This window comes from Atopobacter sp. AH10, from assembly GCF_003664595.1.
GTDB lineage: Bacteria > Bacillota > Bacilli > Lactobacillales > Aerococcaceae > Atopobacter.
The window spans coordinates 1-14,992 of record NZ_QXPZ01000054.1 but is presented as its reverse complement, the minus strand read 5'-3'; the positions used below and the strand labels follow the sequence as shown (position 1 = coordinate 14,992).

The following is a 14,992-nucleotide window of genomic DNA, read 5'->3' as shown; positions in this document are numbered from 1 at the left end:
ACTTGTTACCGCTATCTATTATATAACAAAAAGCCTCGTAAAACTCTTACGAGGCCTTTTTCTAATTATAAACTTATTTTCGAAGCTTAAGCGCTAACTCATCCAATTGAAGAGTCGAAACTTCGCTTGGTGCATCCGTTAAGACATCTACAGCCTGGCTGTTCTTAGAAAAGGCGATGACCTCACGAATATTAGACTCCCCAGCTAAGATCATCACGAAACGATCTAATCCAAGAGCCAAGCCCCCATGAGGAGGGAAGCCATAATCCATAGCTTGAACAAAGAAACCGAACTGTTCCTCAATTTGTTCTTGACTCAAACCGATCACCTTAAACATAGCTTCTTGCATTTTTGGATCAAATATCCGCAAGGAACCTCCACCGATTTCATAGCCATTCAACACAATATCGTAAGCAATGGCACGTGCTTTTTCAGGAGAGTCGATCAAGGCTTGTGGATCTGGGTTGGCTGGTCGAGTGAATGGGTGGTGCATAGCATCAAAACGTTGCTCGTCTTCATTCCATTCATATAAAGGCCAATCTACAACCCATAAGAAATTCAATTGGCTTTCATCTAACAAGCCATGTTTGTGTCCTAGATGTAAACGAAGTTCGCCTAAAGCTTGAGCCACAACAGAAGGCTTATCTGCTACAAAGAAGAGAATATCTCCTACTTCTGCATCTAATCGTTTACGCAAGTCTCCTTCTTTTTCTGTTAAGAATTTTGCTATAGGTCCCTTAAAGCCTTTATCTTCCACCTTCACCCAAGCTAAACCCTTAGCCCCATATTTTGCCACGTAAGTTGACAAATTATCCGCATCCTTGCGAGAGTATTCTTCTGCTTTCCCTTTTAGGTTAATAGCTTTAACTTGGCCATTTGCTTCCACAGTTGATCGAAAGACTTTAAAATCGCTATCTGCTACAATGTCGGAAACATTTATCAATTCCATTCCAAAACGAGTATCAGGTTTATCAGAACCAAAGCGATCCATAGCTTCGTCATAAGGCATCCGTTTGAATGGCGTTTTTATATCTTTCCCTAAAGCCTCTTTGACTGCAGCTTTGATCATCCCTTCAGTCAAAGTTTGAATATCTTCATCATTTAGAAAAGAAGTTTCTAAGTCTACTTGAGTAAATTCTGGCTGACGATCTCCACGTAAATCTTCATCACGGAAACAACGAGCAATTTGATAATAGCGGTCAAAGCCTGAAGCCATCAACAACTGTTTAAACAATTGAGGGGACTGAGGTAAGGCATAAAATTGCCCTTCGTGTACACGTGAAGGAACTAAATAGTCCCGTGCGCCTTCAGGAGTAGAACGTGTTAAGTATGGTGTTTCGATATCGACAAAGCCTTGATTATCTAGGTAACGGCGGATGGCGTGCGTGACTTTTGACCGTAAGAGCAAAGCATTCATTCGACTTGGACGACGTAAATCTAGATAACGGTATTTCATCCGCAAGTCATCGCTTGTTTTATGGCTATCATCGACATAGATAGCTGGCGTTTTAGCCTTAGAAAAGATGGTTAAAGAATCTACAGCAATTTCTACATCCCCAGTAGCTAAATTGGGATTGGTCAAGCCTTCCCCACGGCTTCTTACCAGACCACTTGCTTCGATAATATATTCTTGACGTAAAGAACTAGCCAATTCAAAAGCTTCCGCATTATCACTGGAATTGAAAACTAATTGAACTAAACCTGTCCGGTCACGTAAGTCAATAAAAATTAAACCGCCAAAATCACGTCTAGTTTGAACCCATCCGTCAACTGTGACTTTTTCCCCAATATGTTCTTTACGAAATTCTCCATTATATCTCGTACGTTTTGCCATTCTTGCACCTCATTCTTTAATCTTTGGATTCATTAAAATAAGCATCGATGACAGACGAATCAATCGTTAAACGATTAAAGATCCCATCAAAATCTTCTTCAACATCCTCTATAGGAAGGCTAGCTTCTTTCCCTGTTTTTAAAGCCTTTATGGATATAGTAGATTCTGCGATTTCATTTTCACCAATCGTCACAACAAGTTTCGCTTGATCTTTTTGGGCTTGTTTGAATTGCTTCTTCACAGCACGGCCACGATAATCTTGATCCACAACATAACCCATAGATCGTAAATCATTGACCAACTTGAAGCCATAATCACTTGCATCTTCTCCAATTGTCACCACATAGACATCCAATTCATTTTCTCTTAAAGAATCATTGGCTTCTTCTAATTGCATCAACAAAGCTAATCGTTCCATGCCACAAGCAAATCCAACACCGGCTGTTTCAGGTCCACCAAGTGAGGAAACTAAGCCATCATAACGTCCTCCAGCACAAATAGTGGTATTAGCTCCAAATTTTTCTGATTCCGTCATGATTTCAAAGACAGTATCTTGATAGTAATCCAGTCCACGAACCAAACGTTCATCTACGACATAAGCAATTTTTAAAAGATCCAAGTGACGCAAAACTTCTTCAAAGTAATGCTTAGATTCTTTAGAGAGATATTCAGATAATTTTGGTGCGTCTTGTGTTAACTCTTGGTCTCCCTTATCTTTACTATCTAAAACACGAAGAGGATTGTCTTTGTAACGACGTTTAGAGTCAGCCGACAATTGTTCTTCCAAAGGTTCAAGATAGGCTACCAAAGCGTTCCGATAGGCTGCACGTTCTTCAGGTAAGCCAAGTGAGTTAATGGCAATTTTAAGTTGACCTAGACCAAGTGTATTAAAGATTTCGCAAGCCATTGCAATAACTTCCGCATCGATTCTAGGATCTTTTTCAGCGAAAACCTCCGCTCCAAATTGATGAAATTGCCGCATCCGTCCTGCTTGTGGCCTTTCATAACGGAACATTGGGCCAATATATGTTGCTTTAAATGGATGAGGATATTCTGGACCAAACCATTTATTTTCAATATAAGCTCTAACGACGGAAGCTGTTCCTTCAGGACGCAAGGCAATATGTCTATCTCCCTTATCCTTAAAATCATACATTTCTTTCGTCACAATATCAGTTCCATTCCCTACTCCACGACTAAACAAGTCATAGGATTCAAAAATAGGGGTCCTTACTTCTTGGAAACGGTAACTTTCACTGACTTCACGTACAACTTCTTCAATAGCTGTCATATAAGCCATTTCTTGGCCAAACCAATCTGCCGTTCCTTTTGGTCGTTGGATCATGAATTCTCCTCCTTATTTGTATATACATTCGTTAAACGGATAAAATTCCTAAAAAAATAGCCCCCTAGCTTAAGAGCTAAAGGACGAGCAATGCACGTGGTACCACCTTATATTCGAAGACTAACTTCCTCTGCCGATAACGGTGGCTCCGAATAGCTAGGCTATTTGATATGGCGAGTGTCATTGTAGTCCTGGTCTGGTTAGCTTTCACCTACCGCTAACTCTCTTCTGTCTCCAAAACATCAACCTGTCTCACTATCATGACGTATTCTTAGGAATGCCAAAATTATACTGTATTTACCACTTTTTGTCAATAGTGACGAGCTTTTGCTTTTGAAAAGTAAATTTACCCTAACAAACAAGCTTCCTAAATAGCCTCCTTCTTTAATGATTTACTTCTATAGGAGCGTCCCATTTTGTCAATTTTTTAAAATTACAAATTGGTAACATAATGGTAACGCAATCATGTCTAAACAGCTTATTTCTCTTTAAACATGTTATAATGATAGCGGATTATCGTAATAATTAGCATTTTTATAAAAATATTAGACAGGATGATGAAGATGTTAGAGACAATTAAGGCCTGGTTCTCTCATAAAAAAAATGCCTCTTTATCTATTTTTATGGCATTCTTGGTCGTAGTTACACTATTTGCTACACACCTTCAATGGGGAAATGGGCAACGGATGATTGAGGGAGAAGTTCCTGTCTACTCATCTAACCGTTCAGACGCCTCACCCCTTATCCCTATTCAAAAAGGTGAAGTCTACTATCCTATTCACAAAGAAGGTGATTGGGAAAAGATTCTCTCGCCCAGTCGGCAAATTGGCTTTATGCCTACAACAACACTTGCTGAACAGACAAAAGCCTCCAAAAGAGTGGCTATCGTTTCTAGTCGAACAGCTAATTTAAGAAGACAACCAGATGCCAAAAGTTATCTGCTCGCAACAGCTAAAAAGGGAAATCAATTTGTCGTCCTAGACGAAAATAAGGAATGGATAAAAGTTCGTCACGAAAAATCTATCGCCTATATCAATGCCCATTCCGTTAATGTTCGTGATGGCAAAATCGCAAAAGGAGCTAACAGCAGCTCTATTCCAATGAAAGACCGTAAAATCAAAATCACTGCAAATGAAGCAAAACTATATGCTGAAAGCCATACCAACTCGACTGTAATTGACCATGTAAAAAAAGGAAAAACTTTCCAAGTCGTAGGAGTTCTTGAGGATTTTTACGAAGTCGCCTACAATAAAGACCTATTTGCCTTCGTTAAAAAATCAGCAGCAAAGGCAAATTTCACCCCTATAGAAAGAGTTAACATTCCAAAAAGCATCAAAGATTCTACTATCGTTATTGATCCAGGACATGGCGGAGAAGATCCTGGCGCTTCATCCGATTACACTAAAAAACATGAAAAAGACTTCACTCTAAAAGTATCTAAAGCACTTGCTAAACGTTTAAAGGGCTTAGGCGCCCATGTTATATTAACTCGAGAAGATGACAGTAATTTATCTCTAAGAAATAGAGCCAAGCTGGCCAATGAAGAAACTGCTGATGTCTTCATTAGTTTACACTTTGACTCTTCAGGAGAAAACAACGAAAATTCCGGTATTACAAGCTATTATTACAACAAACATGATTTAGCCTTAAGCCAAGTGATCAACCATTCCCTAAAGAAAATTAACATTCAAAATAATGGCGATCAATTCGGAGACTTTATGGTTCTTCGAGAAAGCGACTGCCCTTCTGTTCTTCTCGAAATGGGCTACATGAATAACAAAAAAGACGTCAAACGCATTGAATCTAAGAAATACCAGCAACAGCTCGTTTATCGTATCAGCGATGGTTTAGAAAATTACTTTAAAAATCAAGGCAAAATCCCACAAAGTAAGACAAAATAAGCGGATATCATAGAAATTTATCCCAGAAAAAAAAGGAGGTTTAATACCTCCTTTTTTCTATTGACGATTTTTGCTATCGTACAAAATTGTCATCGGCCCATCATTCACAAGCTCAACTTGCATATCCGCCCCAAAACGCCCAGTTTCAACTTTATAACCAGCCTCTTCTAATTTTTTGTTGAATTGAAGATAAAGTGACTTGGCATGTTCTGGATCCCCTGCACCAAGAAAACTTGGCCGATTTCCTTTCTTAGTAGACGCTAATAAGCTAAATTGAGAAACAGACAAAATTTCGCCTTGGATAGCTTGCAAATCTAAATTTGTCTTACCTTCACTATCCTCAAATAAACGTACTTTAGCTATTTTTTTAGCACAATAGTCAATATCTTCTTCTCCATCACTTTCAGCAATACCAACTAGCAGGAGGAAACCTCTGCCAATCTGTCCTAGCAAGTCCCCATCGCTAGTTACTTTTGCTGAGCTAACACGTTGCAAAACAACTTTCATCTTTTCTTCCTTTCTTCCCATACTATGAAATAAATCTTTCTTATCTTTTACAAAGTCACTCATAGGGAATAGATTTAACGCATTTCCTCCTAAATATTTAGTAGGCGTATCCATTGATTTTCTGTGAATTCAGTTTTTACTATAAAATTTTGAGGTCAATTAATTGATAATCCGTTCCACCTCAAAAACATCTGGAATATTATTAATCTTGTCGACTATAGCATCCAATTCTTTAACATTCCCTACACGTATACTGACTTGTATTTCTGCTGTTTGGTCATCTGAAACCTTACCATTAACCCCATTCAAATTTTTCGTCTTAGAATTAATAACATTTAAGACTTCATTCAACAAGCCATTCCGATTGTAGCCACGCACGATTAAAGAGGTATTGTAGAGCGCTTTTTCTTGACTTGTATCCTCCCACTCCATGGAAATGAGTCGTTCAGTATGTTTGCCAGCTGAAATAATATTCGGGCAATCTTTACGGTGAACTGAAATTCCTCTCCCCTTAGTAATATAACCTACAATAGGATCTCCAGGAACAGGGTGACAACATCTGGATAAACGAATCAATAAATTGTCTACCCCTTCAACTATGGCTCCTCCTTGATGTTTCACCGTCATTTTTTGTTGCTCATCTGACGGTAAAGCATATTTACTTTCAGTGAGATCATTTTCCATCATCATGCGAAGATTTTCTTCATCTTGATCTTGCCGCATTTTTTCGGTCAATTTATTCACTAAACTTCCAACAGAAACATCGCCAAAGCCCACAGCTGTCAAAAGCTCTTCTTCACCATTAAAGTTAAATCTCTTACAAGCTTCTTTAATATTCGCTTTTGTTACGACCTCTTTTGGATTAAAGCCTCGTTCCTTCAATTGGAAATTAATTTGTTCGCGAGCTTTTTCAATATAGTGATCTTGCTCTTTCATTTTGAAGAAACGTTTGATCTTATTTTTGGCCTTTCTTGTCGATACAAGGTTTAGCCAGTCGAGAGAAGGGCCAGCCGAATTACTATTGGTTAAAACTTCAATAATATCCCCATTCTTCAACTGATAATTAAGTGGCATAATCTTGCCATTTACTTTAGCCCCGATCGTTTTATGTCCAACATCTGTGTGAATATGATAGGCAAAATCTAATGGGCTAGCCCCCTTAGGCAATTCATAGACATCTCCTTTTGGGGTAAACACATAAACCTTATCTTTAAAGATGTCTTCTTTAACGCCTTCGATGAAATCCTTAGCGTCATTAGCATCATTTTGCAGTTCAATCAGATCATTGAACCAATCCAACTGCTTTTGCAGGGGATCATTTTCAACTTCAACCTTTTGAGTTCTACCTTCTTTATAGGCCCAGTGTGCTGCAACCCCAAATTCTGCTACACGATGCATTTCTTCAGTCCGTATTTGAACTTCAACTGGTCGCCCATCAGGCCCTATAACTGTCGTATGAATCGACTGATACATATTAGCTTTAGGCATGGCAATATAGTCTTTAAATCGCCCCGGCATAGGCTTCCACTTGGTATGAATAACACCTAAGACGGCATAACAATCTCGAATCGTCTTTACAATCACCCGAATGGCCAAGAGATCATAAATTTCTGAAAATTCTTTTCTTTGAGATTCCATTTTACGATAAATGGAATAGATATGTTTAGGCCTTCCATAGATACTTTCTTTAATAGACAAATCTTCTGTTGCTTCTTGGATTTCTTTTATCACCTTAGCAATGTAGGCTTCCCTTTCGACTCGCTTAGAATCCATCAAGTGAACAATTCGATAATACTCTTTCGGCTTGAGATAGCGTAAACAGGTATCCTCCAACTCCCACTTTATCCGACTCATCCCTAAACGATGAGCAAGTGGTGCATAAATTTCCAAGGTTTCTTTAGCGATTTTCTTTTGTTTCTCAGGGCGATGAAATTTCAGAGTACGTATATTATGAAGACGGTCGGCTAGTTTCACCATCACAACCCGTAAATCTTTTGCCATAGCTAGCAACATCTTTCTATGATTTTCAGCTAGCTGTTCTTCATCCGAACGGTACTCGATTTTCCCTAATTTCGTCACCCCGTCCACTAACTGGGCAACAGTTGGAGAAAATTGCTCACTAATATCCTCTAAGGTGTAGTCTGTATCTTCTACAACATCATGCAAGAAGCCAGTGACAACCGTATCCCGATCCAAATGCAATTTAGCTAGAATTCCTGCTACTTGAATAGGATGAATAATATAAGGATCTCCTGATTTTCGCATTTGATGGGCATGCGCCTTATTCGCTAGTTCATAACTTCTCTTAACGGTCTCTAAACTCTTTTCTGTCATATAAGCTTCACAAAGCTTAAAGACATCTTCATAGGTTAAATCTTTTTCGACAGCCATGACCATCCTCCTTCCACTAAAACTGACAGGCCACTAAGAAAATACAAGGGGGCTGTCTCACATCTTAAAATTCTAGGCCCCAAGGCAATCCCTTTCCCACCAGCTCCAATAATGAACTCCCTTTCTTTAGGGGATATACCACCTTCTGGGCCAAATATGGCAAGTATTGGTGTTTGACTCCTCGCTAGATCAGTGAGGTCAAAAGCCTTGGTGTTTTTTTTAGCAAGTTCTTCATCGGCTAAATAAAGCAAATGATCTGCTAAACATAAATCCCCTATATTTTTAACAAAGTTCACTTTAGGAACATGGGTTCTTTGACTTTGTTGCGCTGCTTGACGAGCAATCGTCTGAAGCCTATCTAACTTTTTACTAACTTTTTTATCAACCCATTGTGTCACTGATCTTTCCATGGCTAAAAAACTAATCTCATAAGCCCCTAGTTCCGTTGCTTTTTGAACAATAAAGTCAGCCTTATCCTTCTTGGGCAGGCCACACACAATATGCACATGAACTGGTAGCTCTACCTGCAAATTTTCCTTAGACTGGATCTCTAGAAAAATTTCCCCATCTCGATAGCTAATCTCCGCCAAAAAGGCTTCTTCATTTTGATCAAGCAAACGAATGATCTGACCTTGATCGACTCTCATCACATCCCGTAAATGGTGTCTAATGTTTTCAGGACAAGGCAAAATTTGCTTAAGAGTGACTACTTCATCGATAAAGTAATGTTGCATTAATCCTCCTCCTTTGCCATGACCACACAAGTCCAATCTTTTTCTTTTAAGACTTGTAAAACTTTTAGACCTTCCTCTTCAAAAGGCTTACAAACCCTTTCCATTTGGCTACTTAAAAAGCCTGAAAGAATCAAATGGCCATCATCCTTTAAGGCATTAGGCACATCCTTGGCCATCTCCTCTAATACTCCAGCTAAAATATTAGCTACAATGAGGTCTGCTTTCCCTGTATATGCATCCAACAAATTCCCCGTAGCAACTTTTAAACGATCTGCATGAGCATTAAAACGTGCATTTTCTAAGACGATTTTCTCGCAATTTGGATCGATATCATAACTATAAACTTGACTAGCTCCTAATTCCCCAGCAGCTATACTTAAAATACCTGATCCGCAACCGACATCCACCACTTCATATCCTGGTCGAACAAATTGCTCTAGGGCAAGTAAGCACATTTTCGTTGTCGGATGACTCCCTGTTCCAAAAGCTAAGCCGGGATCTAAAAGTATTTTTACTGGCAGATTTAATTCTTCCCTATTTTCTTCCCAAACAGGGACAATAGCCATAAACCTAGTTAAGTGAATAGGCTTATAATAAGCCTTCCACCCCTCTTGCCAATCCTTGCTTTCTAATTTCTCGCTCTTTATTTTCGGAATTAGAGATAAAAGTCCACGAGATTTGTCTTCTTCTAATCTAGCCAGGAGTTTTTTATAAAAGCCCTCTTGCCATACTTCTAAGTCTACATAAATTATCACTTCTAGACTTTCTTTATGGTTAAGCATGTCTTCATCCAGTAATTCCCACTTTGGCAAGTCTTCTTTTAGCTTTTCGATATCCTCATGGTCATGGATTTCCAAAGAGGTGAACCCTAATTGCATTAAACTTGCTTCTAAAACAGCCAAATCCTCTTTTTCGGGATAAAAGCTAACTTTTATATACCTTTCTTCCATAGTTTCTCCCCTTTTTCTCCTCTATCCTTTTTAAAAATCTTTGTTGTATAGCTCATATTTTAGAAGATCTCACTCCTAGTTTGTCTTCTAAAAAAGACTGGCAGAGAAAACATCAGCTCTTGCCATAAATGAGCAAGTCTAGTCTATTGATCCCACTGCCTCACTAATCAGCTCATCCGATTGCTTAATTGCACTCATTGTATCAAAAAAAGCAGAGAATTTCGATAAGCTAGCCCTTTCTTATTTCAAGTCGATTCCAATTTTATATGGCAAAAGTCTCTTTTTGTCTTATCTTTGTTTATCTATTCTATAAATCCTATTAGCTTATCCCTCTACAATAAGCTTCAAGAGTCAATAGGCTCTACAATAGGCAAAGAGGATTGAGCAATTTTCGCTCAAAAGTCCGTGTTTTTTTTCGAAAAATTCCTTAAAATATTTGTAAGTTTGCTAACAATTTAGTATGATGGATAAAGAGTTTTGTACTCGTCTTGATCTGGCTTTAAAGCTCATCGAAGAAATACATTGAAGAGGTGGAAAACATGGCAGATATTCAATTGACCCCTAAAGACATCCTTGATAAAGAATTTAAAAAATCATTTCGTGGCTTCGATATGGAAGAGGTAGACGCTTTTCTAGATATTATTATGAAAGACTACGCCACTTTTAAAAACCAAGTCAACTATTTAGAAAGCGAAAATGCTCGCTTAAAAGCAAAAATTGATGAACTATCTCAACAAAGCCAATCAAGGCCAAACCCAATAACTGCTACAGGTCCAACCCCAGCAGTAACAAACTTTGATATTCTCAAGCGTTTGTCTAATTTAGAAAAGCGCGTTTTCGATGATCGTTTACAAGATTAATGAATCTCCCCTAAAGGCTTGCTCTCACTCTTCAAACCCTTGAGCAAGTCGATTGATTCTTGCACTTATTCTGTATTTATAGATTTCGGGTAATTGCGCTTATTAAGTTAAGTGAGGAAAGTCCATGCTCGCACTAGCTGAGATGCTAGTAGTGATCGTGCTTAGCGAAACAATAAGCTAAGGCAATACATATTGACGGCGGACAAACAGGCTAAGGGAAACTATGCCTCAGTAATCCTGAAAAGTGCCACAGTGACGAAGTGCCAGGGAAACCTCGGCAGTGGAACGCGGTAAACCCCTCGAGCGAGCAACCCAAACATTATTGGTAGGGGCACTCTTCTAACGGAATTGAACGTGTGGAGGAGCCGGGAAACCGGAGACAGATAATTACCCCTAGTAGAGAAGTTCCTGCAGCTCTATTAGGACAGAACATGGCTTACAGAAATCTATAAGCAGGTTTTTTTAAGGAGTACATATGACTAGTAAACAATCTATCCAATTTCTTGCCACAGTTGCAAGTGGCATTGAATCTCTTGTCAAAAAAGAAGTCAGTCAAAGAGGCTACGATGTTCAGGTGGATAATGGTAAGGTTTTCTTCAAAGGAAATCTATCTACTATACCAGAAATGAACTTGTGGCTTCGTTTTGCTGACCGCTTGAAAATAGTTATGGGGGAATTTACTACCAGCAGCTTTGAGGAGTTATTCGAAGCTTGCTATGCCCTTGAATGGGAAAAATGGCTTCCAGTAGATGCTAATTTCCCTGTTTCAGGCAAGTCCATCCAATCTAAACTATATAGCGTTCCAGACTGTCAAGCGATCGTCAAAAAAGCTATCGTCAAACGTCTGCAAGATGTTTATCATAGACGTGGATTTTTACCTGAATCTGGCGCTCTTTATCCTATAGAAGTAGCTATTCGAAAAGATAAAGTCCAGCTTACTATAGATACTTCAGGCTCTAGCCTTTTCAAACGTGGCTACCGTATAGCTAAGGGGGATGCCCCTTTGAAGGAAAATATGGCTGCTGCTCTTGTGGGCTTTACTAATTGGCATAAAGATAAACCTTTCGCGGATCCTTTTTGTGGTTCTGGGACTATCCCTATTGAAGCAGCCTTAATGGGACTCAATATCGCTCCAGGTCTAAACCGTAGCTTTAACAGCCAAGACTGGCTTTTCCTTCCAAAAGATCTTTGGGATAAAGAAATTGAAGATGCTGAAAATTCGATCGATTATGATAGTGAACTCTTAATCGAAGCTTCTGATATTGATCACCGCATGATTGAAGTAGCCAAAGCTAATGCAGAAGAAGCTGGTGTGGCAGATCATATTCATTTCAAGCAATGCCAAATTAAAGATTTTACCAGCAAAGAAAAAAATGGTATATTGGTCACTAACCCGCCATACGGTGGTCGTTTATTAGACGAGGAAAAGGTGCACCTCATCTATCAAGATATGGGGCAGGCCTTAAAACCTCTTGATACTTGGAGTAAATACATCCTTACTTCTGATCTTTCTTTTGAAACTTATTACGGGCAAAAAGCTACTAAACGTCGAAAACTATATAATGGGGCTATTCGCACTGACCTCTTCCAATACTGGGCCAAGCGTAAAAATTAATCGGCCTCTTAGGAGGAAAGTTCTATGCAAGAATCTGCCTTTGATCTATGGTTCGATCACCTTTTTCAATTACGTCACCAATTGAAGCCTTACTCTGTCTTGGAGTCAAGGCTTCTTTTTCATGCAATCTGTTTCGCTACTCCCCTTACTGACCCTAAGCAGGCTAAACAATATGCCCTGACTATTGACCGCTACTGCCATCAGCCTATTTCAAAAGTAATGTCCCAAGTTGAAATCCCTTGTCCTAGTTCTTTTTTAGCTCAGCCATTATCACCGTCAAATTTACCCCCAATTTACTTTGCAACTAGTCCAATTACTTTCCCTGAAATATCTATCTGTTATCATGTCATCCGAATCGTTAAACCACTTGAGTGGGATGAAGAGGAAATTCGCCGTTCCATCACCGCATCTATCCCTCACCCAATCAACTGGCTTTCTTTCCCTCAAACAGATACAAAAGGATTCCTACCTAGAGGATTTACTCCCACTCAATACATCTATCTTTTACTCCACCATTTTTACTTTCCTTATCTCTTAAGCCTTAGAAAAGCTATCTATTTTGAAGAATGTCTAGCTTGTCTGCATGACAAAAATGAAGAAAAAAGAATCCATTGGGCAAACAAAATTGCCTCTAAGCTCTTCAAATTACTCGCCTATGATGATGATTTTTTACTGGCCCTAACCTCCAATAGAATAGATGATGCCGATACTATTCTTTTTTCTACGTTAGACCGCTATGCCAGCTTATGGGATTGCTCTTTATTAAAAGACCGTCATAGGAAACGCCAGGAACGTTATAAAAAATCTCTTCAAACTCCACATGTTTTCCCTAGCGATAAATAGGCTAGAAAAGTTCCTCTCAAGCCAAAACATCTTAGGCTAATAGTCCATTATAGAACTGCCCCTTAAGGTCAGATTGTTGATCCAACTTTAGGGGGCAGTTCATTGTCTTTGTATTTAAAATATTTTAGCAATCCATCTTCACTCACTGTGACATAAGCAACAAGTGTATCTTAAGCTACTTTAAACGTCGTAACCGAGCTTTAGCTAATTGATCTGCCTTGGCATTTTGCTTTTCTGGAATCCACTGAACAAATACTGCAGGAAATTCTGCCATCTCTTTTTTGATAGCTTCTGTAATCTCAGTAAACATAGACTTGTCTTTAATAAAACCTACTAAAGCTTTCTCAACAATTTGACTATCTGTGTAGAGAAATAGCCGTTCCTCCTGACCGTAAAGCGATCGAATTTCCCTTAAAGCCCACAAAACGGCCTCAAATTCTGCTTGGTGATTATTCAATCCCCTTTCTCCTTCTTTACTTTGGTCCAATTGGCCTCCCTTCCCATCCACTACATGAAAAGCTAAAGCCACTAACCCCCTAGCATTAACAGCTGCATCAGTATATATTTTAAGCATAAGTTCTCCTCCAGTTCTCAACCCACTCAGGAAGGAAATCCATTGGGCTTTTCCCGAAGTTTTCTTCCAAATAAGGATAGTAAGAAATCACCAGCATTTTGTAAGAATCTAAACACATGGCAGAGAAAACTGGGTCTCTATCCGTTAATCTTTCTAAGCATTCTATCCATTTAGTCCAATAAGGTGTCTTTAATAGAGGAACTAAATCTTTTAAACATATCTGCCTTAGTTCTCCATGATAAAAGAAAGGAATAAGACGAGAGGAATTCTCGATTTCTCCTAAAAAGCTCAGATAATCTGCCCTCTCTCCATCATTCAACCGTCTTTCCAATAACATAGACTCAGCTACTTCTTTTTTATAAGGCTCTTTATCATCTAATTCTATCCATAGTTCATTCAAACGATAACGATCTGTCGGATTAAACCTAGCTATACAAGCCTGCATTTCCTCTTTGATAGACTCTCTCATTAATTTCCTCCACTCAAACAAAAAAGCTGGGAAATCCCAGCTTTCTGTCTTTCCTCTTCCATACTCAAGTAACTAATTATTACCAGGCAAATCTGTTATGGGGTAAATTTTCCCATCATGTACCTTAACGAATTTCAAAATATCCTTAAAGTTCACAATAGTCTTATCTTCGCATATATCCTGAAGAATAACATCAGATAAAGACCAATAAATATGTACAACTGCAGAGTTATTCAACAATTTTTCAATAACACCTACCATTGGATGTCCTCTAAAGGTAAATTGAATCTCGTCCCCTAAATCTGGGCGAATTCTATCTCTAACCTCTTCAATAACATCGACTGCTTCGTCATAAGGAACGGATAACAAATGAGCAATCCGTGATTTACTTGTTCCCTTACGCAATTCCGTTTCAACCATTCCTTGGACTTCATCCGTCAACACTGTCTCCATAAAAAAGCCCCTCTCTATATGTGACAACGGGTCAACTTTATTATAACACAGTTCAGAATTCCTTTCCAGAAAGCCCTTTCCTTGGTATGTGTCAACTCATTGTCGGTAATTTTCAAGAAGCGACTTTTTCCCCTAGGTTGAGGACAGAAATCCGATCAATACGCTCACTTCTTTCTGACCCCTCCCTATGAAAGAGGCGTGCTTAGCTAGGTAATTGTTTAACTAAAGGTCACATCGGACTAGAACTTGACCCATTATTTGCTATCCTTCCAAAGTGAACTCCAATTGATGACCGTATCTGCTTACTTTTATGAAGTGCTTTTGCTGCACTCATATTCACGAGAGAATCCACCGGACATTCTGTATAATTCCGAGTCAAATATAAATGCAAGCGCCCAGAGTGAACACTTGTAATTATGGTGATCATACAACTAACGCCCTGCTTAGTACATGAGTGTATTTGGTAAACTAAAAATCAGCCAAGTGGCAATTAAAAATCCAGCCGCTTGACCAACA

General features: G+C 38.9%; 13 protein-coding genes and 1 other RNA gene. 5 read left to right on the top strand and 9 right to left on the bottom strand.

Annotated elements, in window-relative coordinates:
- Nucleotides 1-73: 73 nt before the first annotated feature.
- Complete coding sequence (gene aspS, locus D3H64_RS09455) at nucleotides 74-1,834, bottom strand: aspartate--tRNA ligase (protein WP_121565974.1); 1,761 nt, start codon at nucleotides 1,832-1,834, stop codon at nucleotides 74-76.
- A gap of 16 nt (nucleotides 1,835-1,850) precedes the next feature.
- Nucleotides 1,851-3,179: a histidine--tRNA ligase gene (hisS, locus tag D3H64_RS09450; protein ID WP_121565973.1), complete on the bottom strand. Its 1,329-nt coding sequence runs from the start codon at nucleotides 3,177-3,179 to the stop codon at nucleotides 1,851-1,853.
- A 563-nt stretch (nucleotides 3,180-3,742) separates the two neighbouring features.
- Between hisS and D3H64_RS09445 the strand changes: the two genes are divergently transcribed.
- The gene (locus D3H64_RS09445) at nucleotides 3,743-5,080 is read left to right on the top strand and encodes an N-acetylmuramoyl-L-alanine amidase (RefSeq protein ID WP_158589278.1); all 1,338 of its coding nucleotides are present in this window, start codon (nucleotides 3,743-3,745) and stop codon (nucleotides 5,078-5,080) included.
- A 57-nt stretch (nucleotides 5,081-5,137) separates the two neighbouring features.
- Here D3H64_RS09445 and dtd read toward each other — a convergent pair whose 3' ends face one another.
- The 4 genes from dtd to prmA form a co-directional block, all read right to left on the bottom strand.
- On the bottom strand, nucleotides 5,138-5,587 hold the full coding sequence (gene dtd / locus D3H64_RS09440) for a D-aminoacyl-tRNA deacylase (protein ID WP_121566008.1): 450 nt from the start codon (nucleotides 5,585-5,587) through the stop codon (nucleotides 5,138-5,140).
- Between the two features lie 159 nt (nucleotides 5,588-5,746).
- Nucleotides 5,747-7,978: a bifunctional (p)ppGpp synthetase/guanosine-3',5'-bis(diphosphate) 3'-pyrophosphohydrolase gene (locus D3H64_RS09435; protein WP_121565971.1), complete on the bottom strand. Its 2,232-nt coding sequence runs from the start codon at nucleotides 7,976-7,978 to the stop codon at nucleotides 5,747-5,749.
- Nucleotides 7,957-8,712, bottom strand: coding sequence for a 16S rRNA (uracil(1498)-N(3))-methyltransferase (locus tag D3H64_RS09430; protein WP_121565970.1), 756 nt, complete (start codon nucleotides 8,710-8,712; stop codon nucleotides 7,957-7,959). The genes D3H64_RS09435 and D3H64_RS09430 overlap by 22 nt, the downstream gene beginning before the upstream one ends.
- Nucleotides 8,712-9,662, bottom strand: a complete 951-nt coding sequence (gene prmA, locus D3H64_RS09425) for a 50S ribosomal protein L11 methyltransferase (RefSeq protein ID WP_121565969.1) — start codon at nucleotides 9,660-9,662, stop codon at nucleotides 8,712-8,714. Before prmA ends, D3H64_RS09430 begins: the two co-directional genes overlap by 1 nt.
- A gap of 539 nt (nucleotides 9,663-10,201) precedes the next feature.
- Between prmA and gpsB the strand changes: the two genes are divergently transcribed.
- From gpsB to D3H64_RS09405, 4 genes are all read left to right on the top strand, one after another.
- Complete coding sequence (gene gpsB, locus D3H64_RS09420; RefSeq protein WP_121565968.1) at nucleotides 10,202-10,522, top strand: cell division regulator GpsB; 321 nt, start codon at nucleotides 10,202-10,204, stop codon at nucleotides 10,520-10,522.
- Nucleotides 10,523-10,603: 81 nt separating this feature from the next.
- An RNA gene (gene rnpB / locus D3H64_RS09415) (RNase P RNA component class B) lies at nucleotides 10,604-10,966 on the top strand.
- A 31-nt stretch (nucleotides 10,967-10,997) separates the two neighbouring features.
- Entirely contained in the window at nucleotides 10,998-12,137 is a 1,140-nt protein-coding gene (locus D3H64_RS09410; RefSeq protein WP_121565967.1) for a class I SAM-dependent RNA methyltransferase, read from the top strand.
- A 24-nt stretch (nucleotides 12,138-12,161) separates the two neighbouring features.
- Nucleotides 12,162-12,980 (top strand): hypothetical protein, encoded by an 819-nt coding sequence (locus tag D3H64_RS09405; protein ID WP_121565966.1) that lies wholly within the window; start codon nucleotides 12,162-12,164, stop codon nucleotides 12,978-12,980.
- 175 nt (nucleotides 12,981-13,155) lie between these two features.
- Here D3H64_RS09405 and D3H64_RS09400 read toward each other — a convergent pair whose 3' ends face one another.
- The 3 genes from D3H64_RS09400 to D3H64_RS09390 form a co-directional block, all read right to left on the bottom strand.
- Nucleotides 13,156-13,554 carry a ribonuclease HI family protein gene (locus tag D3H64_RS09400; RefSeq protein WP_121565965.1) on the bottom strand — a complete coding sequence of 133 codons (399 nt, stop codon included), beginning with the start codon at nucleotides 13,552-13,554 and terminating at the stop codon, nucleotides 13,156-13,158.
- Nucleotides 13,547-14,023 carry a hypothetical protein gene (locus D3H64_RS09395; RefSeq protein ID WP_121565964.1) on the bottom strand — a complete coding sequence of 159 codons (477 nt, stop codon included), beginning with the start codon at nucleotides 14,021-14,023 and terminating at the stop codon, nucleotides 13,547-13,549. The genes D3H64_RS09400 and D3H64_RS09395 overlap by 8 nt, the downstream gene beginning before the upstream one ends.
- A 72-nt stretch (nucleotides 14,024-14,095) precedes the next feature.
- Nucleotides 14,096-14,476, bottom strand: a complete 381-nt coding sequence (locus D3H64_RS09390) for a DUF2187 domain-containing protein (RefSeq protein ID WP_121565963.1) — start codon at nucleotides 14,474-14,476, stop codon at nucleotides 14,096-14,098.
- Nucleotides 14,477-14,992 lie beyond the last annotated feature (516 nt).